Source organism: Bacillus sp. JJ1533 (assembly GCF_036965045.1).
Lineage (GTDB): Bacteria > Bacillota > Bacilli > Bacillales > Bacillaceae_L > Ferdinandcohnia.
Genome location: NZ_JBALOV010000022.1, coordinates 91,305 through 112,817 on the forward strand (window position 1 = coordinate 91,305; position 21,513 = coordinate 112,817).

Consider the following 21,513-nt stretch of genomic DNA (forward strand, 5'->3'; position numbering starts at 1 on the left):
TTCCATGGCCGTTATTCAATATCTATGATTATTAGAGTAATCTCCAAACCGCACTAAACAAAAATTCGACGGAAATTTTCGAAAAATATATAATGGAAACAGTGAATTACAAAAAGTGAGGTGACTCATATGAATCTACATTATCAAGAATACGGGGATACGAGTGCGCCTCTGATGGTCTTTTTACACGGCGGTGGGGTGAGTGGATGGATGTGGGATGCACAGGTCCACTATTTCACCCAATACCATTGCCTTGTTCCGGACTTACCAGGCCATGGGAAAAGCATCGCAATTCCCTTCTCTATTAAAGACAGCGCAGAAAGAATCATAAACTTAATCGTAGAAAAATCAAACGGAAAGAAAGTAATCCTGATAGGATTTTCCTTAGGTGCTCAAATTACCGTGCAGCTGTTAAGCATGAAACCTGATCTAATCGATATTGCTATCATTAATAGTGCCCTTGTACGACCGATGACATCTGCAAAAAAATGGATTCGCCCGACGTTTAAACTATCAGCTCCACTTATTAAGAAAAGATGGTTTTCCAAACTCCAAGCAAAAACACTATATGTCGGCGATGATTATTTCGAAAAGTACTACGAGGAAAGCTACCAAATCACAGCCGACGGTCTGACACGTGTCTTGGAAGAGAACATGTCGTTCACAATTCCAACTGATTTTCAAAAAGTGAACTCCAACATATTGGTGACAGTAGGCGAACAAGAAAAGTCGATGATGAAAAAGTCAGTCAATGACCTCGTAAAAGCAAATCAACATGTTACAGGTGTCCTTATACCAAATATGGGACACGGTGTTTCGATGGCGATGCCGGACTTTTTCAATCAGATGGTCGAAGAATGGATCAATAAAAGGGAAGTACCAAGAGATTGTAAAATAATAGAAAAGGAGTAGCTTAAATGAACCTAACACATATTCGACTTTTAGTAGACAACTATAAAGAATGTTTTCTATTTTATAGAGACATACTAGGATTTGAAGTTTCGTGGGGGGATGAAGATTCACGTTATGCTGATTTTACTAGTATCGGCGGGGTAAAACTTGGTCTCTTTGAAAGAGAACAAATGATAGCAGCAATTGGTGCTGAATATACAGCACTTGTAGAAAATCAGGACAAAACAACATTGATTTTTAAAGTGGACAGTGTTGAGAATACATATGAAAAAATGAAAGATAAACTAGAATTCATCACAAAGCCACACGAGCAAGTCGACTGGATGCTGAAGGTTGCCCATTTCCGAGATCCAGCCGGCAACCTCATTGAAATCTACGAAAATCTTTAAACAAAAGAAGGAGAGCTGACCATGCATTATGGCTGGGTTGTGGTTTGGATTACATTCGTTGCAGTACTAATCGCGGCGGGGATTCGCTCAATTACCGGAGTCATTATCATTCCGCTTGAGCAAGAATTTGATTGGAGCCGTTCTTCCATTTCATTTGCATTTGCCATTAATCTAATACTTTATGGAATTTCCGGACCATTCATTGCAGCAGGACTTGAGAGATTAGGTGTCCGCAAAATCATGTCCTATTCGATGATCTTGTTAGTTATCGGTTTAGTAACCAGTCTCTTCATGGCACATATTTGGCAGCTCCATCTCATTTGGGGAGTTATTATTGGCATCGGTTCGGGCATATTTTTATCCGTACTTTCTGCTAATATCGCAACGATTTGGTTTGAAGAGAAGCGTGGAATGGTTCTAGGATTACTTATGGCCGCAACCGCAGCAGGACAAATGATTTTTTTACCATTGTTATCCTTTTTAACGGAGGAATATTCCTGGAGAGTGGGAATGGCTGTGTTCATTGGACTCGGTCTCCTAGTAACTCCGATCATCTTAATTTGGATGAAGGATCACCCTCGTGATAAAGGACTTCTTCCGTACGGAGCGACTAAGGAAGAGACAAAAGATAATAATAAAAAGAATCCAATCACATCAGCTTTTGAGGTACTCTGGATTGGAATGCGCTCAGGACCTTTTTGGTTATTATCGGGTAGTTTCTTCATTTGTGGTTTATCTACCGCAGGACTTTTAGGTACACATTTTATCCCAGCCTCAACCCATCACGGGATTCCTGAGGTCCATGCAGCAAGTATATTCGCATTCATGGGGGTTTTTAATATCATCGGAACTATGGTTGCGGGCTGGCTATCCGATCGTTTTGACAACAGATGGCTCTTATTTTGGTTTTATGGGCTTCGTGGTGTCTCATTACTTGTGTTGCCATACGCACTGCAGATGCAATCATATGTGATGCTTATCTCATTTGCCGTATTTTACGGTTTAGACTGGATTGCTACTGTGCCCCCAACGGTAAGACTCGCAGCCGACTTTTTCGGAAAGGAAAATGGACCGATCGTATATGGCTGGGTGTTTGCAGCACACCAAATTGGATCAGGTGTTGCGGCGTATTTAGGGGGCTATTTTTACGAGGTCTTCCATAGCTACACGATCACGTTTATATCTGCAGGAGTCCTTTGTATTGTCGCAACACTGTTTGTTTTAATTATAAAAAAACAAGCCGCAATCGTCTCACAAAGTACGGAGATGACGGTAGGTAAGTAAGGAGGGAATCTATGAAATTATGTTTGCATTGCGAATCAGATATGCTTGTAAAAAAGAACTTTTTTATGTTCAAAATTCCGGCTGCGATCCTAATGCTTTTAGTCCCATACGGATTCGTAATTTGTTGGCTGCCATTTTTAATACCGCCAAACTACGCATGTAAAAAATGCGGAAGAGAATTTCGTAAAGTAAAAGAGGTAGATTGGCGAGAATTTGAAAAAATGAAGCAGGAAAAAGAAGAAGGTCATTGACATGATGTATGTAGGGGTCATCTTAGCTCTTGCACTCATTCGTTGGGATCAAAAGAAGTTACATGTAAAAACCTTTTTAATAGAAGCCATTTTTGTATGTCTCTTCGTTTTCATCTGGCAATTTATTAAGACTTTTATTACAAATAAACTTAATAAGACACAGGAAAAACAACGGAAGCCTTCACCCCCGTTGTTTTTTGTTCTCCACGATCGCTTGTTTAATCAACGCTTTGCAGCACATGATAATTCCCGACAAAAATGCCGTGATGGTGTAAGCAAAGGGCAAATAGAAAAAACAAAACAGAGTGGAGACAAACAACCAAATCAACCAAAAGAGTAACTCTTTATTCTTAGGATGAGTTCACTTTTTCTGCATTTAGGATATGATCACTAATCACCTTACCTAGAGCCTCAACGGTATTTTTTAATTCCTTCATATCGTTATCGACTCCGCCAATCTCGATGAGTATGGAGTTCTCCGCTAAATCCTGATTGTACACACCATTCCCTTGATTCAATCCCTTGGCAACCACACCCCTACTGATTCCTGGAAACTGTGATTCGATTGCCTTGTCTAGAGATTCGGCTAATGCATAACTTTTTTCAAAGTTATCACTTGCTTTTCCAACTACAAATAGAACTTTTGCATATGGTTTATTGTGAATGGAAACTGATGTCACATCTTTTCGCATACTATCACGGTGAAGATCGACTACAAAGTCGATGTTTGAGTCATTTGCCATTGCTGATTGGACGATTCCTCGTGATAATGCATACGCTTGGGTAGTTCCCCAGCCTTTTTTCTTCAACTCTTGCCCGATATTGGTTGTATCGACTACAGAACCAATTCCGTATTTTTTTAACTCCTTACCTAAAAGATCGCCCACAAGTGTAATATTTGTTTTTGAATCAACTGCTTTGTTCATATCGGGGTCGCCTGCAAGTCCAAGAAGCGGCAAGTAGGATTCATAACTATGTGAGTGATAAATGAACACCTTTTTATCGGTTACTAGATTCACAGGTGGTGTTTTCGGGTCCTCTTTATTTAGTTCTTCTAATTCCTTCTGAGCCATTTCCCTTTCTTGTAGTAGAACATCTAAAGGTGGTGCTGATTCGTATGGCAGATTGGTGAAATCTGTGCCGTCCCTAGGAATCAGAATTTCAGTATGGTACATCGAAAAACCAGGGAGTTCTTTACCGAAAAAACTACGTAAATCACCATACTTAAATTGAAGCGTAGATTCCACTATAATTTTAGCGAAAGATTCGTGTTCTTCATTTAAGGTTTGTCCGAAATAAGCATTCTCAAATTCAAGCAATGTAACAAAAAATTCGTTTGGAAGGGTTCGAATGTTAATATCAAAGTGTTGAAAATTAATCCATTCTTTTTTGAAAGTGGATATGCTTGAAGCAGCTGAGAAACATATGATTACCGTAAAGATAAACATTAAGGCGATTTTTGAAATGTAAATTGGCCCATATTCAGAACTTTTCATGATATCCGTCCTTTATCCAAGCATTAACGAGCAGTAAACCCACGTTGAAAAGTGATTGAAGTTTCACTTTATGGCTTTTGGACATATATATGAACAATAGGGCGGAATTAGAATCGATTTCAAATGAAAAAAGCATGGCGAGCCATGCTTTGTCTGTGTATCTTATTTATCTTCTCTTAACAAATACTCATTGCCATCTTGATCATAAAAGTTAAACATCGTGCCAAACGGCATTCTTAACATTTCCCCAACCTTTACGTCATTTTGCTTCATTTTTTCATAAGCTGCATCAATGTCGTTAGTGCTAAAAAGCACAGATGGATGTGAAACCTTTGATGGATTGTGCTGTTCCATAGCAGCCTTTGAATAGAGAACTAACGTCGTGAATTCATCTTCACTAGGTCCAACTTCAATCCAGGAAAATTCTGGTCCCATCGGTTGCTCAAGTTTTAAAACAAAACCCAGTTTGTTGACCCAAAACTCCTTTGCTTGCTCTTGGTCTTCCACATAAACAGTAATTTTTCCAATTTTATTAATCAATGCTATCACCTGTTTTCATTAGATTCTTCCAACTCTTTAGTGACCTTCACCGTTTCCGAAATTACTACCCGTTACATCTGCCATATTTTCGATTGCGATCAACGCACTTGGATCAATATCATGTGCAATTTCCCTTAGTGTGGAAAGCTCAATCCGGCTAACGATTGTATAAATGATCTTTTTAGGTTCATTGGTGTAGGCCCCTTCACCATGAATAAAGGTAACCCCACGCCCCATAACCTCATTTAATTTAGTCGCAATCTCGTCAGGCGAGTCTGAAATAATCGTGACTGATTTTAATTCTTCGATACCTTCAACCACAATATCAATCATTTTAAAAGCAATGTAATACGTAATAATCGAATACATAGCCGTTTCCCAGCTGAATACGAGCAAGGCAGCAAGGATAAAAATAAACACGTTCATGATCATGACTGTTTGTCCAACTGATACTGGTCGCTTCTTGCTTACAATGATGGCCAAAATTTCAGTACCATCTAATGCGCCACCAGTACGGATAACCAATCCGACACCTGTTCCTAAAATAACCGCGCCAATCACCGTTGCTAAAAATAAATCATCCGTTACGGGTTCAAGATGATGTAAATAGGCTGTAAACGCAGATAATACTAAAACACCAAACAACGTATGTAAAGTAAACTTTGTTCCCATTTTTCGATATCCAAGAATGAGGAACGGGATATTTAAAACAATAAGAAAGATACTCATTGGAACTCCAAATATCTTGGACGCAATGATGGAGAGTCCAATAACCCCACCATCCAAAATATCATTTGGTACTAAAAACAATTCCAATCCAAAGCCCGCGATAAGAGCCCCAATGGTAATCATAATGAGTTGTTTAATTTCAGTTAATACACGTTTTTTCTTTGTTTTTACCACAAAAACCAAGCCTTTCAATTTCAAGATAGATTTTCCTTTTTAATATTACCACAATCATAGGTTAGCTTACAGGATTTGAAGGAATTTAATACCTTTATGTGGAAAATAGAAATACAACCTTTTTTATCGGATTTGAAAGGAGCAAAAATGCAAATAAACAATTTTGAAGAGTACGAGGATCCGATTCTATACGACCAAGAAAACGACCCTTATCAAGACGACGTGACATTTTTACAAAAAGGGGCTGCGAAAGTGAGCGGTCCAATCATTGATTTAGCGTGCGGAACTGGTCGTGCAACAATCCCCCTTGCGAAAGCAGGGCATACCCTTATTGGGGTGGACATACATCATGGCATGCTGACTCAAGCTAAAATGAAAACCGAAAATACAAGTCTAAACATAGAGTGGATTGAACAGAACTGCACGAAGCTTCAAATAGATATAAAAAGTCCATTTATTTATATCGTTGGAAATTCATTTCAGCATTTTCTTACAAATGAAGCTCAGGACCAGCTATTACATTCCATTTATAACCACCTTGAACAAGAGGGGATTTTCATCTTTGGCACGAGGTTCCCTAGTCCCGATGAATTGCTTCAACAGTCGACCGAGGAATACTGGCGGAGTTATATGGACGAAAACGGAAAAAGAGTAGATGTTTACACGATTAGTAACTATGACACGATTCAACAGGTTCAACACTATATAACCATTAGAAGACAACGGGATGATAGCGGCAATACGATAGAAGAAAAGAAAACAAACATCAAATTGCGATATGTATTCCCTCAAGAAATGGACCGACTCTTAAAAGGTAACGGATTTGAGATTTTAGCAGTTTACAAGGATTGGAACGAAACACCGCTGACCGAAGATAGTCATCAAATGATTTATGTATGTAAAAGGAAGTGACAAAGTGGTCGTAACGAAAAAATTAGCCCAAACCTTAGAAACATCTGAAATCGAGATGTTGAATTCAAGATTAAGCACGATACAAGCAATCGAAGGAAATCCGATGGACGTTGAAATAGAACAGTTTGGAAATGCCACAGCCTTTTTAGTTAAGAACATTCCCGGACCATCATTCAACACAGTAAAGGGTTTATCTGATGGAGATGAAGATTACATCGAACAAATCATTCACTTTTACAAACAAAAAGACATTCCGGTTCGATTTGAACTAACCCCTGGTCATGTTTCATCTGAATTTCTTACATACCTGAGTAACAAAGGTTTTTATCAGTATGACTTTCATACAACCCTTTATTCAGAACTTGATTCACTTTCTGAAACCGACTATCCTTCGAAAATCTCAATTCGAGATTTTCAAAGAGATGAATTTGATTTATTCGCCGAAATTTATACAAAAGGATTTGGGATGCGTGCCTTTTTAAAGGATGGGGTTTCCATAAACAATCAAATTCTTTACGACCATGAAAATTGGTCATTCTATCTTGCAAGTTTTGACGGTAAACCAGCTGGGAGTGGGGTTTTATTTACGGGAAATGGCATTGGAACCCTCGCATCTGCAACGACATTGCCGGAATATCGTAATCAGGGTATTCAAACAGCATTAATTAAGCAGCGTTTCCAAAAAGCGTTGGAACAAGAGTGCGGATTGATTGTTGGCCAGGCAAGATTCGGTTCTGTTAGTCAAAATAACATGGAACGAGCAGGAATGAGAATAGGTTATACAAAAGCAATTTGGATCATGAGATAAAGGGGAGATAACAATGGCAAGGAGGTATTCAAAGATCCAATATCCTGTTTTAAAAAATAGAGCAACGATAGGTGTAACAGCACCTTCATCTGGAGTAGAAAAAGAACTGCATGAACTTGTTAAATCAGCATGTAATCGTTTCGAACAGAAGGGTTTTAACATCATTTGTGGTGATACAGTTTGGACACAAGAAAAAGCAAAGTCTGCTCCAGCAACAAAGCGAGCGGCAGAGTTTAATGACATGATGAAAAATGAGGCGATCGATTTTATTATTCCTCCCTGGGGTGGAGAATTACTGATCGAGATTTTAGAGTATATTGATTTCAACCACATCCAAAACAAGTGGATACTTGGCTACTCGGATACTAGTCTTTTACTATTGGCTATCACATTAAAAACGGGAATAGCAACTGCCCATGGAACAAACCTAATTGATTTAAGAGGGAAGTATTCCGATCAGACAACTGCTATGTGGCAGACAGTTTTATCAACAAAAAAAGGAGAAACAGTCACTCAATACTCATCAGAAAAATTCCAAAAGGAATGGCAACATGATCAACCAACTCCTCATATTTTTCATCTAACGGAGCCTACGTACTGGAAGTCGACTGAAACTGGTAAAACAAATGTATCGGGAAGATTCCTCGGAGGATGTATTGATATAATCAGGCATTTAATAGGTACACCTTATGGGGATGTTAAGAATTTTAGAGAGACTTATATTCAGGGAGATTCTTTGATTTGGTATTTTGAAAATTGTGAGTTATCGACGACAGACATTCGTAGAACACTGGTTCAAATGAAGTTAGCAGACTGGTTTGAAAATACTTCGGCAATCTTGTTTGGACGAAGTTCAGCCAATACACCAGTAGAAAATTATACGGTAGAAGATCTCTATCAAGAACTTTCAGAAGAACTTCAAATTCCAATTGTTTATGATGTTGACTGTGGCCATGTTCCACCACAAATTACGTTTATCAATGGAGCGTATGCTGAAATTGAAGTTGAAAATGGAAAAGGGATAGTTGTACAAACGTTTAAATAACATAAAATAGTCATTAACCAGCTAATTAAAGGCTACTTTTACTCATGGATGTTTTTTTATTACTACTAAAATACGAATCACACAAAAAGTCGTATTTAAAAATGTTAATATCGATTTAGGGGGAGGAAAATCATTTGTATTACGATAGCATCGGTGCCGTGATTTATATGTTGTTGATTTGGTGGGCTGTGTTTTTGTTTTTCCAACGGATTAATAACCGTTATCCAAAAAGCAATCCGTGGAAGAAGGATATCATTTTAACATTCGTCCAATCATTAGTAGTCACACTTGTGTTTCCATTAATCTTGATGATTTTTATATAACCGATTATTGTGAAGTCATTTTCTTCGAAAGTGACTTTTTTCCTACTATTTTAACTATTTTTTAGAAAAAGTGCGATAATTATGAGCTGATATCGTCTTATGTTATAGAAGGAAAATAAATTGGGGAGAAAATTTGGATATGAGAGAGAAAGAGATCATTTCAGATTGGTTCCATCAATATAGCGATGACATTTATAATTTCCTGTTGTATCGATTAGGAAAGGCAGATGTAGAGGATTTGGTTCAGGAGGTTTTTATAAAAGCCATGAAGGGGCTTCATGCCTTTAAAGGGAACTCTCATCCAAGAACTTGGCTCTACAGTATTGCAAGGAACATTGCGATTGATGAAATCAGGAGGAGAAATCGAAACAAATGGAGAACGATGCTGTCTTTTGATTCTAGTCACGAACCTAGGACGGACCAAACGCCAGAGGCAGTTCTTCATTTATCCGAGGAAAACAGGTTACTGTATGAGGCCATTCAATCCTTAAAATCTAGTTATCGGGATGTCATCATTTTAAGAGGCATTAAGGGACTGTCTGTTCAGGAAACAGCTGAGATTTTACAATGGAGCGAAAACAAAACGAGGTCGACCTATCATCGAGCTAAAATGGCACTAAAGCAACGGGTAGGAGGTGCTACATATGAATGAACATTTGGAAAATCAACTGCGATCAATGCCGACAGCTAATCTGAGTCTCCAAGATAAAAAAAGGATCCACGATACATTGATGAGTTTCGAGGAACACCCTGTTCAAAGGACATGGAAAAAGTTGAAATGGGCGTTATCTACGATTGGGGGTCTTGTGGCAGCTGCACTGTTAGCCTTTTTCATTTGGACTGTGCCACAAAATCCATTTACTGACCAGGAGACTTTTTTAGGGGCAGAACAATTAAAAGAAATCGAGGAATTGAACGACGTTGAAAGGGCTATAAAGTTACCAACCTATGCACCGTTTAAAATTGATAAGATTGAATTTTTTCAACAATATCTAGGACCAAAGGATTTTGGTAATGGAGAGGGGGAACCAACACCACTAGAACCTGTTGATCCTAAACTTTATGTCCAAAACATTAGTTATCTTTCAAATGAGGAGCCTTTTCAGGGTATTCATCTGATCATTGCAGATAGCAATGCGGAAGAAGTAGCTAGAAAAGGATATGAACCTATTGAATTGAAGGATGGAATCACAGCATATTATTTTAATAACGGGAATGCTCAAATGATGTATTGGTCAGATAATGGGGTAAATTATCACTTAAATGTTATTGTCGAAAACAAAGACAAAACAAGCTTCCGAGAAGAACCAATCCCAATAGAAGAAATGATCAAGATTGCAGAGTCATTTAGAGTTTATAAAAAGTAAATCTGTAAAAAGGGGGATGATTTTTTGTACTTACTTTTAATGGCCTTATATGCAATTGGTATTGGGGCAGTCGGTTGTTCTATCTTTATGCTCATGGTGCAGAAAGACAAAAAGAAGGCTTTGGTAATCGGGATAATTGGACTTTTTCTTATTATAGGTGCCATGGTTTCTAATAAACTACGTCCTTCCTACGAAAAAGAAAGTTCGATTTTGGTAGAAGAAATGGCTGTTACAGACGAAAAAAATAGCGATGGACTTTATGTGTGTAGGGTCAATGACCCCTATACAATGTTCCAGTATTTCGACGAAAGTAAAGGTAAGGCTGAAGAATTTTGCTCGCAGTTTAAAGTGGGGGAAAGGTATGATATCAAATACCGCTTTAAATCAGGGACTTATACAATAGTAGAAGTAAAATAATTTAATAGACAATTTTTCTCCAAATTTTTTTGAACTTGACCCTCAAACTAAGAAAAGCCTACTCGAATTATGTAACGAAAGGTTTGGTGGGCTACATGAATGAACATGCTATAAAATTTAGTTATGATGAAATCGACCAACTTATCGAAGCGATGGATAAAGATGTGTGGAAAGATATAAAATGGAAATTTGTGACTGACGAAGAAATGGAATCTTTATTAAGTACCCCCTAACCGATTGGTTTAGGGGATTTTATTTTTAAAAAGATGCTGGTTCCCATTCGAATTTTTCGTCCTCAATGAAATTTATCAGTTCATTTTCATCTAGGATAAAATACTTATTGTCTACTATTCTGATATCATCCTCTGAAAAGGTTACGGTGTGCAGATCCGTATTTGTGTGAATCATTAAAATAAAATCAAGACCTGGGTTTGCTGAATTTGACTTTCTAAGTTCCATTTTTGAAGGTAGGGTTGAAAACTTTTCTATACTATTTTGATCAATTATGGTTGCCTGTTCACGAGAGAACTCCTGATTGCCACCACTTACTGTCCGTAAAATTTCAATTTTAGAGATCTTCTCATTTTCTAGCATATCCTGTAATTCTGTACCGAAAGTGGTATGTGTAAGTCTTTCGTCTATAAAAAAGATGCCCCAAGTACCAACAACGCCCACTATCAATAGTTGTAAGGACAACCGATACTTCTTTCCCTCTACATACTTCCATTCCATGAATGCTTGGAATCCCCAGTGCATGATTAATACTAAAATGATAAACCATTTAATGGTATCCGTATCATTATAATCAATCACAAAAAGACCAATAATTGCTGGGATTAAAATAAGAATGCTACCCACCCGATATGTAACACTTCCATCAGACTCCATGACATCATAACCAGGTTCTAACCTTTTTCCTACCAATCTATCAACGAAACTGAGCAGGAGTAAAAACAGTACCAAAATGATCCACATACGCTTACCTCCGAGTTAAAAACTGGTTCCTTAGTCCATTATATGAATGTATGGGTAAATATTCCAGAAAAAGTTAAGCGTAATTTTTGTACAAATCCGTCTAACATGTCAAAATAACAGATAATAAGGACTATGAAGATATCGAATCAGGAGTGAACGTAAATGAGTTCTCATTTTAAAAGAAATATTAAAGATCATTGGTATGTAAAATACAACAATAATGGCTTCCCACATGTTCAGCAAGGCTTTGTGCTGCCTCCGAATCGGTTTGAGGATTTTGATCCGTTTGTGCTAATGGCAGAGGATTGGTATAAGCATGGAGCATTTCCAGACCACCCTCATAGGGGGTTTCAAACGATTACGTATGTCATTGACGGACGATTAGAGCACGTTGATAATCATGGCGGTAATTCCATTTTAGAAGCAGGGGACATCCAGTACATGAATGCTGGGAGTGGTGCGAGACATGCAGAGGAACCAGTTGATCATGACATCGCGCATACCCTTCAACTTTGGTTGAACCTTCCGAGTTCATTAAAAAACACAAAAACTTCTTATCAAAATGTTTATCTAGAGGATGTTCCATGTGTTAAAGTTAAAGGTGGAGAACTAAAAGTCTACTCCGGTGAAATTGCGGGTGTTAAAGGACCAATGAACAGTTTAGTGCCAATCACAATGACCGAAATATCGCTTGCAAAAGGAGCAACCTACAAACATATTTTTCCGGAAAATCATAATGCGTTTGTTTACGTGCTTTCTGGTGAGTTAGAGCTTGGTGAAAATAAGACAAGCTTGAAAAAAACAGGTGCAGCAACCCTTACCTTCAATGAAAATGGTGAATACAAAAGAGAATTTATCATGAAAGCAAGTAGCCGTGCTAAAATCCTTGTTTTCTCTGGTGTTCCACTAAGGGAAGAGATTGTTGCATATGGTCCATTTGTCATGAACTCCATGGAAGAAATCCAACAGGCATACCGTGATTTTCATGCAGGAAAATTTGGCCCACCTGCAAAATTAAAGGAGATTAATAACAATGGCGAATAAAGTAATTGTCTATACGACAAATGATTGTGTGGAGTGTACTTTTGTAAAAAAGGTCCTCACTGAAAATGGGATTCCTTTTGACCTCCGCAATATTGCAGAAAATGAAGTCTATCAGAAGGAAGTTGAACGGTATGGATTTTTAGGCGTACCTGTAACAGTTGTGGGAGAACGTGCTGTTAAAGGCTTTACTCCTGAACTGATTAAACTGTTAGAACCATTAAAAAAGGATTAAACTGGTAAATGTGGGGAAGCCTATATAGAAAATCACATTTTGTATTTGAAGGAATAAAATATGGGATCAAAATTAATGGGTGAAATGATGGAGAAAATTAAAAGTTGGGCAAAGAATTTAAAAAGACAAATATTCATTTTATACTTGGCATACAAGGATGAACGAGTGCCTTGGTATGCGAAGCTTTTTACGGCTGGAGTAGTGGCGTATACTTTCAGTCCTATCGACCTTATTCCTGATTTCATTCCAGTCCTTGGGTACCTGGATGAGGTCATTCTTGTTCCAATTGGAATTATGTTTGCCATGAAAATGATCCCAAAGGACGTCATCATGGACTGTGAAGTGAAAGCGGAAGAATTAATGAAAAACGGCAAGCCGAAAAATTGGATTGCAGGGTCACTTATCATTCTACTGTGGACACTCTTGTTCATCTGGATTTCCATAAAAGCATACCAATATTTTCAGTAAACCTGCATTTAGGAGTAAATGCGGGTTTTGTTTTTAAAAAAAGGATAGAAAAGATTTATTGCTGATAAAACACATAATAAGGTCGACAAAATAGAATAATTGACGATGGACATCTATAAACCGTTTAAAAAAGCGCTACCACTTATCAAATTATTATGATTAATTTTACTTCTACCTGATGTTTATGATGTTTTTACGTGGTATAATGATAAAAATGAAGAATTAGAGTTTATTCGGTTTACCTTAACAAATGAGGTAAGCTTGGGATGTCGGAGCCTTTGCTAACTACTGGATGAACTATACCTTTTAACTGGCTTAGAAATAGCCTATAATTATCATATAATATTAAATTTTTAATCTATAATAATTGCCGTCTAGAAATGGCAAAGATGGAGACGAAAAAGAGCTTGTCCGACATTGGTGAGCATATTTTTTGTGACCGCATACATCTTTTTTTGTCTAAATTTTAAGAAGAAAAGGTTGATAAACATGAGCAACATAGAAACTAAAACAGATGTTATATTAATCGGCGCTGGGATCATGAGTGCGACATTAGGAACACTCTTGAAGGAATTAGTGCCTGAATGGAACATTACCGTTTTTGAAAAGCTCGACAAGCCAGGAGAGGAAAGCTCTCACGAAATGAATAACGCTGGGACAGGTCATGCAGCACTGTGCGAGCTTAACTACACCGTTGAAAAACCAGACGGTACATTAGATATTACAAAAGCCATTAATGTAAATGAACAATTCCAGATTTCCAAGCAATTCTGGGCACATCTTGTGAGGAACAATCTCATTCGCAACCCACAGGATTTTATCATGCCACTGCCACACATAAGTATGGTGCAAGGTGAAAAAGATGTCGCCTTTTTAAATAAACGTTTTGAAGCGCTGTCAAACAATCCATTGTTTAAGGGAATGGAATATTCAGAGGATCCTGAGAAATTAATGGAATGGATACCACTTATTGTGAAGAATCGCACATCTACAGAGCCAATCGCCGCTACAAAGGCTGACTCTGGTACGGATGTTAACTTTGGAAATTTAACACGCATGTTGTTTGACCACTTAAAAACTAAAAACGTCAAAATTAATTACAATCATAGTGTCAAAGATGTCAAACGTTCAAGCGACGGGTTATGGGATTTAAAAGTGAAAAATCTAGGTAACGGCCAAGTTGAACACCATAAAGCAAAATTTGTCTTTATTGGTGGCGGGGGCGGAAGCCTGCATCTTCTTCAGAAATCTGGCATCCCGGAAGGAAGACATATTGGCGGATTCCCAGTTAGCGGAATTTTCATGGTATGTAATAATCCAGAAGTCATTGAACAGCACCATGCGAAGGTATACGGAAAAGCAAAGGTCGGTGCGCCGCCGATGTCTGTTCCGCATCTTGACACAAGATACATCAACAACAAAAAATCATTGCTGTTTGGACCATTTGCGGGCTTCTCACCAAAATTCCTAAAAACGGGTTCAAACTTGGATCTGATCACATCCGTAAAACATGATAATTTGTTAACTATGTTAGCTGCAGGTGTAAAAGAAATGTCGTTAACTAAGTACTTGATTCAGCAAGTCATGCTAACGAAGGAACAGCGCATGAATGAATTGCGTGAATTCATCCCGAACGCTAAGAGCGAAGATTGGGACTTAGTAGTGGCTGGTCAACGTGTTCAAGTCATTAAAGACACCGAAGCCGGCGGCAAGGGAACGCTTCAATTCGGTACCGAAGTTATAACCGCAGCTGACGGTTCAATTGCTGCCTTACTAGGTGCGTCACCAGGTGCATCCACCGCTGTTCATGTTATGCTTGAAGTGATTAAGAAGTGCTTCCCAGAGCATATGTTAGAATGGGAACCTAAAATCAAAGACATGATTCCTTCATTTGGGCTATCCCTGATGGAACACCCAGATCTTCTAGAAAAGATTAATTCTTCTGCAGACGAGGCACTGGGCCTTGTCGAAAAAAAAGCAAAGAAGGAAAAGGAACTTGTCCTAAATTAGTCCTTTAAGACAAAAAGAACCTTCAATCTCGATTGGGATTGGAGGTTTTTTAATGTGAAAAATCCGAACCAACAAGCGGAACGGATTTTTCATTTAACTCAATTCAAATTAATTTTTGACGTCTCTAAATTGATGGTTTGCTTGCCAATTTTATACGAGGGCTTCACCTCGATAAACTTCGGTGGATTTTTACTATCTATATCAAAGATAATGGTTGAATTTGAAACACTATTTAAAGAAAGTTTTTCACCTTGATCATCAACAATATCAACCCGTAAATTTTCGCCTTCAACTCCAGCTGTTTTTAACTCTTCATAGGTTAAAAGTGCATTTGTTTTTCCAATGTTTAAATCTTTGACATGTAGACTATAGTCGTGATTTGTTGAATATAATGTTTGGTTCAGTTCAATCTCCCTAGAAGGCAATTTTTCAACAGAAAGGTTAAAAGACCATTCGCCCTGAACCCCGGCCATATGGGTAAATGTAATCGGGAGTGTTAACTTGTCAGGATTTTTCACATTGCGGGTTTCTAATATCATCGCACCGACATAGGCGTTTCCTTGTCTTGTTAATGTCCCCATAACGCCTCCCCATGTAGATTCATCCTTCCCGTCAAACATCTCAAAGGCATAGCCAGCCTCAGGTCCTGTTTCTCCGCCAAATGTATCGGATAAGCTTTCACCAGTTGCTTTAAAGGTTATACCAACATAGGAACCATCATAAAAAATCGATGTAATACTCATTTTAACGCTATTATTTTCAACAGTTTCATTAATCTCCGTAATCAATTGTTCGGCTGCCAAATCCTGACCGGCGGGCATTTGATAATTTTCGTAAATGCTTCCTAAGATTGGAACTTGTGCTAGAACCTGATTGACAGGTGAGAACATAAAACCTGACGCAAGGAGTATAGCTGCTGCTCCACTCGTGAGAAGGGATGTGCGTTTTAATGGCTGTATGTATTTTCTTTTTTGACGGAACCCTTCTCCGCGCTTAATCCCTTTTTCGATTGCCAAATGCAGTTCTTTTGTTGGTATCTCTATTTCGTTAAATAAATCTTTTTCCATAATAATCAGCCCCTAACGTATTTCTTAATTCAGCTTTCGCACGACGTAAATAGGTTTTAATCGTTGATTGTGGCTTATCAAGAATTGTAGAAATTGTCCGAATCGGTAAATCATAATAATAGAAAAGTAAAATTGCATTTCGATAGTTTATGTTTAGCGAGTCAAGCGCCTCTGATAAATCGATGGATAGGTTCAACTCAGGCGCTTTACTAGACTCAATGAGATAATCGAATGTTTCTTCAGGTAGATGTACAATCTTCTTTTTACGTGCAAGTTCTTTGTAGGCTGAACGCATTAAGATTTTCACTAGCCATGTACTGAAAAAAGCAGGCGATTCCAATTGGTGTATTGAAATATAGGCTTTGTAGGTAGCTTCTTGTATGACATCAAGTGCATCCTCTTTGTTGCGCATATGGAGATATGCAATTTTATATAATTTTTCACTTTCCAATTTAATAAGTTGTTCAAATGCGTATTTGTCACCTGTAATGGCCAACTCAACTAGTTTTGTAGAATACGACATTCGCTAACCTCCTTTCACCTATTAGAGGCAGGGCATAGACTAAAAAGTTTCAAAAAAATAATTTATTTATTGTACTATATCATTTTGTCGAAAAACAAACTTCCTGATGTACACTTTTCTTTGAAGGATGAATCCTTAAAATGTTGAATTTTATAGGATAGTACATATCCTTTTTGAATAAGTTGGTCAATACATTTTACCAGAAATTGAAAAGTTTATTGCAGGAATCAGAAAAGAGTGAAAGAAACTTAATCAAGCAAATGAAAAAATCGTTGTGTTGTTAAAAGATATAAAGGAAGGAGAGAAAATGATGATTAATAGTCTAAAGCAACATCTAAAAAAATTAGAGGAAAAGCACATAAACATTGCAGTTCGGAAAAGTCGCGAGGAGTTAGATCAAATACTGGCAGATGATTTTTTTGAGATTGGTAGCTCTGGTTATATGTTTGATAAAAAAGAATGCCTAGAGTCTGGGATGGCATTAACGGAAATGTCTCTCCATAACTATGAGATTTATCCGCTGGCACCCGATGTTGTTTTAACTACATATTTCATTGTCGATAAAACGAGGAACCGAAATACCCTCCGAAGCTCCATATGGAAATTAATGGATGTGAGATGGCGATTGTATTTTCATCAAGGTACAATCACGCCATTGAAGTTGAGTGAAGTACTAAAAGCCTAGGAATACTAAAGGCTAATTCCTAGGTAGAGTGTCATTATTTTGTCTGAAAACGTCTGTGAGTGCTATAATGAACACGAATATTTTACAGTATTAGGACGTGGTTTACATCTTTCAAGCAATTTTCCTTTTTATAATAGCAGGTATCGCTGAGATTGGTGGAGGCTATTTAATTTGGCTTTGGTTAAGGGAAGGGAAGCCCTTTTATTGGGGGATTGGTGGCGGAATAGCTTTAGCATTATATGGAGTGATTGCGACCTTTCAAACCTTTCCATCATTCGGAAGAGTGTATGCTGCCTATGGGGGTGTTTTTATCGTGCTCTCAGTTCTTTGGGGCTGGGGGATTGATAAAAAAACACCTGATTTTTACGATTGGTTAGGTGCAGGCATCTGTATTATTGGTGTATCAGTCATGTTATTTGCACCACGGCAATAATGAAAAGGCGTTGAGCTATGGAAGAATCAGCGCCTTTTTTCTTTTGTTTTCTTTTTGCGACTTTGAATTTTTTGAGAGAGTTCGAATGAAAAAAACACCTGCAAGAAGAGCAAGTAAATTTAATGAATCACCAAAATTAATCGTAAACTGAAAATTATTATTAACCCGTATATAGTTTCTATTATCCGACTTCGCATGTGCTACTTTTTCGTGGTTATCCAAAATCATCCCTCCAATTTATAAGACAGGCTATTGGTTGTCTTAATCCATTATATGGGGGAGTATGTACTTATATGCAGTGTGTGGGTACAAGGGTTCCAGATATTTTGATATTCAAAAAACAAGAACATATCACGTTTAATATGTTCTTGTTTTTGTGTGGTGTTTTTTAGAAGGAAGTTTTTGAATTAGCACCTAGGAAGGTAGCAAGCACCAATAATGATTAATAAAATAAACAATACAACGACTAAAACAAAAGTATTGTGACAAGGTGCGGGATAAGCACACCCATAACCATAACCATAGCTAGGCTCGATATATTCATAGCTAGGTGCTGCATAAGTTGGTTGAGGTGCTATATAAGTTGGATGTGGTGCTGCGTAAGCGCTTTGTAACGCATTTACGTTAGATATATTAAACTCCATACTCCATTCTCCTTTTCTTTATTGTGTAGGTTCCCTACAGTATACTCACCTAGTTTTAAATTGCCACGTTCCACAAAGAAAATGGGTAATTGTCCCGAACGTTCCAGGACTGTTACTTTAACTCCGTATTTTCGAGGAAGAGAGATGAAAAATAATGTAATATCCTGGTATTTATATGGTAGAATCGATAACAAATCCGTATATTTAGCTAACTATCAGTTTAAGTTGAGGTGTTGTAATGAAGGCTTATTGGTTTATCGTGGTACTTTTCTTTACCATATGGATAATCGTTTCACACCTATTTCCAGAACCAAGTTGGTGGTCAATTTTTTCATCCGATCGCTCAACTCATACTCCGCTCATAGAACAAATGTCTATCATCAAAGTATCCCTTAGCATATTTATTTTTATAGGATTGGCTTCCCTATTGAGACGCAAAATTCCAAAGTAAAATGGGAGAATAAGTGGATGGGTAATCGTATAGTCCTTCAGATAGGGTGGTTAGAATATTTTAACTAGAGATCGTGATCAGTTGGATAGAAATATCGGAATTTTGAAACTAAATGATGGTCGTAAACGTAATATCTTAGAAAAGGGTCATATCAACTCAAGTGGGGACTGGTTTGGGTGATGCCGTTTTGTATTTTATTTTTATGATTCCTATATATGCAGCGTTGATTTGGACCTATTTGTATCCGGAAGAAAGTATGTTATTAGGGCAAAGATGGATGTATAAAGAAGAACCGGAATTTACGGATGAGGCGATTCGCCACACGAATTTTGGAGCAATCTCAGGTATATTCCTGCTAACAATGGTGTTAGCTCTCTATCTTATTGATCATTTCGTGTTTCGCTTTATTCTCATTTTAGGATTCATTTCTTTTGTCATCATCGGTGGCTATAGACAGTTAAAAAGATATTTAGACTCCTAGAATAAAAATTGGAAATGAACGTAAAAAGGCTCATTTTTTGTAAGGGAATTTTGTATAATGTATTTATGCACTAAAGAGCATTTTACGGTGCTTTCTTTTATGAAAAAAGTGGAGGGGACAGATGAATGGAGAATGAGGTTTTTGTGGATAAAGAACAACCGGAAAAGCCGAAAGTGAAGATAGAGCGGAAAGAAGGGGAACCGACTGCAGCCTTTAAAGGAGCTTCATGGGCAGCGTTGTTAGTGGGTGTTTCTGCTTATCTCATCGGTTTATTTAACGCAGCCATGGAGCTTAATGAAAAAGGGTATTATTTTGCTATTTTAATATTTGGCCTCTACTCGGCAGTATCTTTGCAAAAAGCAGTGAGAGATAAAGAAGAGGGAATTCCAGTTACAAGTATTTATTATGGTATTAGCTGGGTAGCCTTGATTGTATCGATTTCATTAATGGGCATCGGTTTATACAACGCAGGAAGTATTGTTTTAAGTGAAAAAGGATTTTATGGAATGGCATTTGTTCTTAGTGTTTTTGCAGCCATCACCGTCCAAAAGAACATTCGAGATACACAAAAAGCAAGAGAAAGAGATTAAGAGAAAAAAAGGGCCATCCAAGTCTAAAGCCGATGGTCCTTTTGTGATTTGCGTTTTTTCTGTTTCCATAACAGGAACGGAACGCAACATAATAAAACGATTAGAATAATAGATATCGCTGTTAGAAACAAGGCGTCAGTCATAAGGAAATCTAAATAGTCTGCAGCATCTATTTCTTTGATATATACCTGATAGGGGTTATCAACATTATAGACGATTGGTATTTTATCCGTGTATTTGTTGTAGGTATGCCAAGTGACGCCTTTTACACTAAAAATAGTGTCTTGATTTTCAGGCTTATACAGCATGGAGATGTAATACTTGCTTCTGTTGTACGTTGATGTTCTTCTATCAAATCCATGTTCCATAATTCGGGCCGTTGTTTCAGCATGATTATTTCCAAAATATTTTTCATACCCATTTTCAATGGCTGATTTTGTGTCAGTAGAAAGAACGAAGAGAAGTGCCCAAATTAAGCCGCCAAATAGGAGAAGAGAAATAACGAAACCTGCCATTTTTTCAAGACGTATACGTCTTGAGATGGTAGCGAACCATTCTGATATGACTTTGATTTTGAAAAGCCAGTAAAGGATATATCCGATTGGATACAGACAAAAACAGATTAATAAGATATAAAACCAGCGAACTTCCTCTTTTAACATAGTCTCCGTGTAAAATTTTCCGTCTATTTCATAGCCGGGAATCGTATCTCCTACGTCCACCTTCTCAAATAGTTCACGAGAAATAGTTACCATTGAGTCATTATGTTTTGTAGGAATACTGCTCTCGGGTAAAGTTCCGATTTGGACTGAAAAGCTTGGGCCGACAAACAAATCGTTTATGACAAATTTACGCCAAATCCTTTCCTCGACCTGATTTCGTTCCGCTTCTTTAATAAATACCTTGTGTTCCTGAACGTTTTCGTAGATCGTATAAATAATAAATATACATGCTGCGAAGGCAAATAACTTTGGCCAGTTTAGTTGCTTCATGAAAAACTCCCTTAAATTTCCTTTTGATTTAAGTATATAAAACGCCCTTAATGAATAAAAGGGGTCTAACGTCACGGTTCTTTCTGACTAATTCGCGACCGATTGAAATGATATAATAGAGAATGGAAGTGCTATGATAAAATTGGATTTAAATGGAAAAATATTGTACTTGTGACTCAAAAAAAGTGTACATGACGCAAAAGTTGTGCTTGTGACGCAAAAAAAGTGTACATGACGCAAAAAAGCGTGAACCGACGCAAATATTTTGCCC

General features: G+C 37.6%; 30 protein-coding genes. 21 read left to right on the forward strand and 9 right to left on the reverse strand.

The annotated features are described in order from the left end of the window. The first annotated feature begins 129 nt into the window (after window positions 1-129). The 5 genes from V7138_RS11140 to V7138_RS11160 are packed head-to-tail and all read left to right on the forward strand — an operon-like array spanning window position 130 to window position 3,176. A complete protein-coding gene (locus V7138_RS11140; protein ID WP_335397095.1) occupies window positions 130-912 on the forward strand; it encodes an alpha/beta fold hydrolase in 783 nt (260 codons plus the stop codon). Window positions 913-917: 5 nt separating this feature from the next. Next, on the forward strand, window positions 918-1,301 hold the full coding sequence (locus tag V7138_RS11145) for a VOC family protein (RefSeq protein WP_335397098.1): 384 nt from the start codon (window positions 918-920) through the stop codon (window positions 1,299-1,301). 21 nt (window positions 1,302-1,322) lie between these two features. Further along, the gene (locus V7138_RS11150; protein ID WP_335397101.1) at window positions 1,323-2,585 is read left to right on the forward strand and encodes an MFS transporter; all 1,263 of its coding nucleotides are present in this window, start codon (window positions 1,323-1,325) and stop codon (window positions 2,583-2,585) included. An 11-nt stretch (window positions 2,586-2,596) separates the two neighbouring features. Continuing rightward, entirely contained in the window at window positions 2,597-2,836 is a 240-nt protein-coding gene (locus V7138_RS11155) for a hypothetical protein (protein ID WP_335397103.1), read from the forward strand. A 1-nt stretch (window position 2,837) separates the two neighbouring features. Further along, window positions 2,838-3,176 (forward strand): hypothetical protein, encoded by a 339-nt coding sequence (locus V7138_RS11160; protein WP_335397106.1) that lies wholly within the window; start codon window positions 2,838-2,840, stop codon window positions 3,174-3,176. Between the two features lie 10 nt (window positions 3,177-3,186). Here the strand turns inward: V7138_RS11160 and spoIIP are convergent, their stop codons facing one another. The 3 genes from spoIIP to V7138_RS11175 all read right to left on the reverse strand — a co-directional run bounded on the left by spoIIP (window position 3,187) and on the right by V7138_RS11175 (window position 5,793). Next, window positions 3,187-4,332 carry a stage II sporulation protein P gene (gene spoIIP, locus V7138_RS11165; RefSeq protein WP_335397108.1) on the reverse strand — a complete coding sequence of 382 codons (1,146 nt, stop codon included), beginning with the start codon at window positions 4,330-4,332 and terminating at the stop codon, window positions 3,187-3,189. 162 nt (window positions 4,333-4,494) lie between these two features. Then, the gene (locus V7138_RS11170; protein ID WP_335397111.1) at window positions 4,495-4,872 is read right to left on the reverse strand and encodes a VOC family protein; all 378 of its coding nucleotides are present in this window, start codon (window positions 4,870-4,872) and stop codon (window positions 4,495-4,497) included. 36 nt (window positions 4,873-4,908) lie between these two features. Next, a complete protein-coding gene (locus V7138_RS11175; RefSeq protein ID WP_438824346.1) occupies window positions 4,909-5,793 on the reverse strand; it encodes a YitT family protein in 885 nt (294 codons plus the stop codon). Window positions 5,794-5,922: 129 nt separating this feature from the next. On the opposite strand from V7138_RS11175, the gene V7138_RS11180 reads away from it, so the two are divergent. From V7138_RS11180 to V7138_RS11215, 8 genes are all read left to right on the forward strand, one after another. Further along, window positions 5,923-6,687 carry a class I SAM-dependent DNA methyltransferase gene (locus V7138_RS11180; protein WP_335397114.1) on the forward strand — a complete coding sequence of 255 codons (765 nt, stop codon included), beginning with the start codon at window positions 5,923-5,925 and terminating at the stop codon, window positions 6,685-6,687. Beyond that, complete coding sequence (locus V7138_RS11185; protein ID WP_335397117.1) at window positions 6,668-7,495, forward strand: GNAT family N-acetyltransferase; 828 nt, start codon at window positions 6,668-6,670, stop codon at window positions 7,493-7,495. Before V7138_RS11180 ends, V7138_RS11185 begins: the two co-directional genes overlap by 20 nt. A gap of 13 nt (window positions 7,496-7,508) precedes the next feature. Then, window positions 7,509-8,540 (forward strand): S66 family peptidase, encoded by a 1,032-nt coding sequence (locus tag V7138_RS11190; protein ID WP_335397120.1) that lies wholly within the window; start codon window positions 7,509-7,511, stop codon window positions 8,538-8,540. Between the two features lie 134 nt (window positions 8,541-8,674). Further along, window positions 8,675-8,863: a hypothetical protein gene (locus V7138_RS11195; protein WP_335397123.1), complete on the forward strand. Its 189-nt coding sequence runs from the start codon at window positions 8,675-8,677 to the stop codon at window positions 8,861-8,863. Window positions 8,864-9,002: 139 nt separating this feature from the next. Then, a complete protein-coding gene (locus V7138_RS11200; protein ID WP_335397126.1) occupies window positions 9,003-9,515 on the forward strand; it encodes an RNA polymerase sigma factor in 513 nt (170 codons plus the stop codon). Further along, window positions 9,508-10,230, forward strand: a complete 723-nt coding sequence (locus V7138_RS11205) for a hypothetical protein (protein ID WP_335397129.1) — start codon at window positions 9,508-9,510, stop codon at window positions 10,228-10,230. The genes V7138_RS11200 and V7138_RS11205 overlap by 8 nt, the downstream gene beginning before the upstream one ends. 24 nt (window positions 10,231-10,254) lie before the next feature. Next, window positions 10,255-10,647: a hypothetical protein gene (locus V7138_RS11210; protein ID WP_335397132.1), complete on the forward strand. Its 393-nt coding sequence runs from the start codon at window positions 10,255-10,257 to the stop codon at window positions 10,645-10,647. Between the two features lie 95 nt (window positions 10,648-10,742). Further along, window positions 10,743-10,880, forward strand: coding sequence for a hypothetical protein (locus tag V7138_RS11215; protein WP_335397135.1), 138 nt, complete (start codon window positions 10,743-10,745; stop codon window positions 10,878-10,880). 25 nt (window positions 10,881-10,905) lie between these two features. Here V7138_RS11215 and V7138_RS11220 read toward each other — a convergent pair whose 3' ends face one another. Further along, a complete protein-coding gene (locus V7138_RS11220; RefSeq protein ID WP_335397138.1) occupies window positions 10,906-11,622 on the reverse strand; it encodes a DUF4181 domain-containing protein in 717 nt (238 codons plus the stop codon). Window positions 11,623-11,784: 162 nt separating this feature from the next. Here V7138_RS11220 and V7138_RS11225 point away from each other — a divergent pair, with 162 nt between their 5' ends. From V7138_RS11225 to mqo, 4 genes are all read left to right on the forward strand, one after another. Beyond that, complete coding sequence (locus V7138_RS11225; protein ID WP_335397141.1) at window positions 11,785-12,666, forward strand: pirin family protein; 882 nt, start codon at window positions 11,785-11,787, stop codon at window positions 12,664-12,666. Further along, entirely contained in the window at window positions 12,656-12,898 is a 243-nt protein-coding gene (locus tag V7138_RS11230; protein WP_335397144.1) for a glutaredoxin family protein, read from the forward strand. The genes V7138_RS11225 and V7138_RS11230 overlap by 11 nt, the downstream gene beginning before the upstream one ends. Before the next feature lie 84 nt (window positions 12,899-12,982). Beyond that, window positions 12,983-13,366, forward strand: a complete 384-nt coding sequence (locus V7138_RS11235; protein WP_335397182.1) for a YkvA family protein — start codon at window positions 12,983-12,985, stop codon at window positions 13,364-13,366. Between the two features lie 435 nt (window positions 13,367-13,801). Beyond that, window positions 13,802-15,376: a malate dehydrogenase (quinone) gene (mqo, locus tag V7138_RS11240; protein WP_335397146.1), complete on the forward strand. Its 1,575-nt coding sequence runs from the start codon at window positions 13,802-13,804 to the stop codon at window positions 15,374-15,376. A gap of 98 nt (window positions 15,377-15,474) precedes the next feature. Here the strand turns inward: mqo and V7138_RS11245 are convergent, their stop codons facing one another. Both V7138_RS11245 and V7138_RS11250 read right to left on the reverse strand, forming a co-directional pair. Then, a complete protein-coding gene (locus V7138_RS11245) occupies window positions 15,475-16,443 on the reverse strand; it encodes a DUF4179 domain-containing protein (protein WP_335397149.1) in 969 nt (322 codons plus the stop codon). Continuing rightward, entirely contained in the window at window positions 16,424-16,966 is a 543-nt protein-coding gene (locus V7138_RS11250) for a sigma-70 family RNA polymerase sigma factor (protein ID WP_335397152.1), read from the reverse strand. The genes V7138_RS11245 and V7138_RS11250 overlap by 20 nt, the downstream gene beginning before the upstream one ends. 310 nt (window positions 16,967-17,276) lie before the next feature. On the opposite strand from V7138_RS11250, the gene V7138_RS11255 reads away from it, so the two are divergent. Then, complete coding sequence (locus tag V7138_RS11255; protein WP_335397155.1) at window positions 17,277-17,651, forward strand: DUF4440 domain-containing protein; 375 nt, start codon at window positions 17,277-17,279, stop codon at window positions 17,649-17,651. A 106-nt stretch (window positions 17,652-17,757) separates the two neighbouring features. Beyond that, window positions 17,758-18,084 (forward strand): YnfA family protein, encoded by a 327-nt coding sequence (locus tag V7138_RS11260; RefSeq protein ID WP_335397185.1) that lies wholly within the window; start codon window positions 17,758-17,760, stop codon window positions 18,082-18,084. 15 nt (window positions 18,085-18,099) lie between these two features. Here V7138_RS11260 and V7138_RS11265 read toward each other — a convergent pair whose 3' ends face one another. Next, a complete protein-coding gene (locus V7138_RS11265) occupies window positions 18,100-18,306 on the reverse strand; it encodes a hypothetical protein (RefSeq protein ID WP_335397158.1) in 207 nt (68 codons plus the stop codon). A gap of 185 nt (window positions 18,307-18,491) precedes the next feature. Further along, window positions 18,492-18,728, reverse strand: coding sequence for a YjcZ family sporulation protein (locus tag V7138_RS11270; RefSeq protein WP_335397161.1), 237 nt, complete (start codon window positions 18,726-18,728; stop codon window positions 18,492-18,494). A 638-nt stretch (window positions 18,729-19,366) separates the two neighbouring features. Here V7138_RS11270 and V7138_RS11275 point away from each other — a divergent pair. After that, window positions 19,367-19,660: a hypothetical protein gene (locus V7138_RS11275; protein ID WP_335397164.1), complete on the forward strand. Its 294-nt coding sequence runs from the start codon at window positions 19,367-19,369 to the stop codon at window positions 19,658-19,660. Between the two features lie 125 nt (window positions 19,661-19,785). After that, entirely contained in the window at window positions 19,786-20,250 is a 465-nt protein-coding gene (gene yiaA / locus V7138_RS11280) for an inner membrane protein YiaA (RefSeq protein WP_335397168.1), read from the forward strand. Between the two features lie 23 nt (window positions 20,251-20,273). On the opposite strand, the gene V7138_RS11285 is transcribed toward yiaA, so the two are convergent. Further along, window positions 20,274-21,242 carry a hypothetical protein gene (locus V7138_RS11285; RefSeq protein ID WP_335397170.1) on the reverse strand — a complete coding sequence of 323 codons (969 nt, stop codon included), beginning with the start codon at window positions 21,240-21,242 and terminating at the stop codon, window positions 20,274-20,276. Between the last annotated feature and the right edge of the window lie 271 nt (window positions 21,243-21,513).

Coding starts and splice junctions, on each gene's coding strand:
- V7138_RS11140 (WP_335397095.1), top strand. CDS start 130: ATGAATCTACATTATCAAGAATACGGGGATACGAGTGCGCCTCTGATG.
- V7138_RS11145 (WP_335397098.1), top strand. CDS start 918: ATGAACCTAACACATATTCGACTTTTAGTAGACAACTATAAAGAATGT.
- V7138_RS11150 (WP_335397101.1), top strand. CDS start 1,323: ATGCATTATGGCTGGGTTGTGGTTTGGATTACATTCGTTGCAGTACTA.
- V7138_RS11155 (WP_335397103.1), top strand. CDS start 2,597: ATGAAATTATGTTTGCATTGCGAATCAGATATGCTTGTAAAAAAGAAC.
- V7138_RS11160 (WP_335397106.1), top strand. CDS start 2,838: ATGATGTATGTAGGGGTCATCTTAGCTCTTGCACTCATTCGTTGGGAT.
- spoIIP (WP_335397108.1), bottom strand. CDS start 4,332: ATGAAAAGTTCTGAATATGGGCCAATTTACATTTCAAAAATCGCCTTA.
- V7138_RS11180 (WP_335397114.1), top strand. CDS start 5,923: ATGCAAATAAACAATTTTGAAGAGTACGAGGATCCGATTCTATACGAC.
- V7138_RS11185 (WP_335397117.1), top strand. CDS start 6,668: ATGTATGTAAAAGGAAGTGACAAAGTGGTCGTAACGAAAAAATTAGCC.
- V7138_RS11190 (WP_335397120.1), top strand. CDS start 7,509: ATGGCAAGGAGGTATTCAAAGATCCAATATCCTGTTTTAAAAAATAGA.
- V7138_RS11200 (WP_335397126.1), top strand. CDS start 9,003: ATGAGAGAGAAAGAGATCATTTCAGATTGGTTCCATCAATATAGCGAT.
- V7138_RS11205 (WP_335397129.1), top strand. CDS start 9,508: ATGAATGAACATTTGGAAAATCAACTGCGATCAATGCCGACAGCTAAT.
- V7138_RS11215 (WP_335397135.1), top strand. CDS start 10,743: ATGAATGAACATGCTATAAAATTTAGTTATGATGAAATCGACCAACTT.
- V7138_RS11220 (WP_335397138.1), bottom strand. CDS start 11,622: ATGTGGATCATTTTGGTACTGTTTTTACTCCTGCTCAGTTTCGTTGAT.
- V7138_RS11225 (WP_335397141.1), top strand. CDS start 11,785: ATGAGTTCTCATTTTAAAAGAAATATTAAAGATCATTGGTATGTAAAA.
- V7138_RS11230 (WP_335397144.1), top strand. CDS start 12,656: ATGGCGAATAAAGTAATTGTCTATACGACAAATGATTGTGTGGAGTGT.
- V7138_RS11235 (WP_335397182.1), top strand. CDS start 12,983: ATGATGGAGAAAATTAAAAGTTGGGCAAAGAATTTAAAAAGACAAATA.
- V7138_RS11245 (WP_335397149.1), bottom strand. CDS start 16,443: ATGGAAAAAGATTTATTTAACGAAATAGAGATACCAACAAAAGAACTG.
- V7138_RS11250 (WP_335397152.1), bottom strand. CDS start 16,966: ATGTCGTATTCTACAAAACTAGTTGAGTTGGCCATTACAGGTGACAAA.
- V7138_RS11255 (WP_335397155.1), top strand. CDS start 17,277: ATGATTAATAGTCTAAAGCAACATCTAAAAAAATTAGAGGAAAAGCAC.
- V7138_RS11270 (WP_335397161.1), bottom strand. CDS start 18,728: ATGGAGTTTAATATATCTAACGTAAATGCGTTACAAAGCGCTTACGCA.
- yiaA (WP_335397168.1), top strand. CDS start 19,786: ATGGAGAATGAGGTTTTTGTGGATAAAGAACAACCGGAAAAGCCGAAA.
- V7138_RS11285 (WP_335397170.1), bottom strand. CDS start 21,242: ATGAAGCAACTAAACTGGCCAAAGTTATTTGCCTTCGCAGCATGTATA.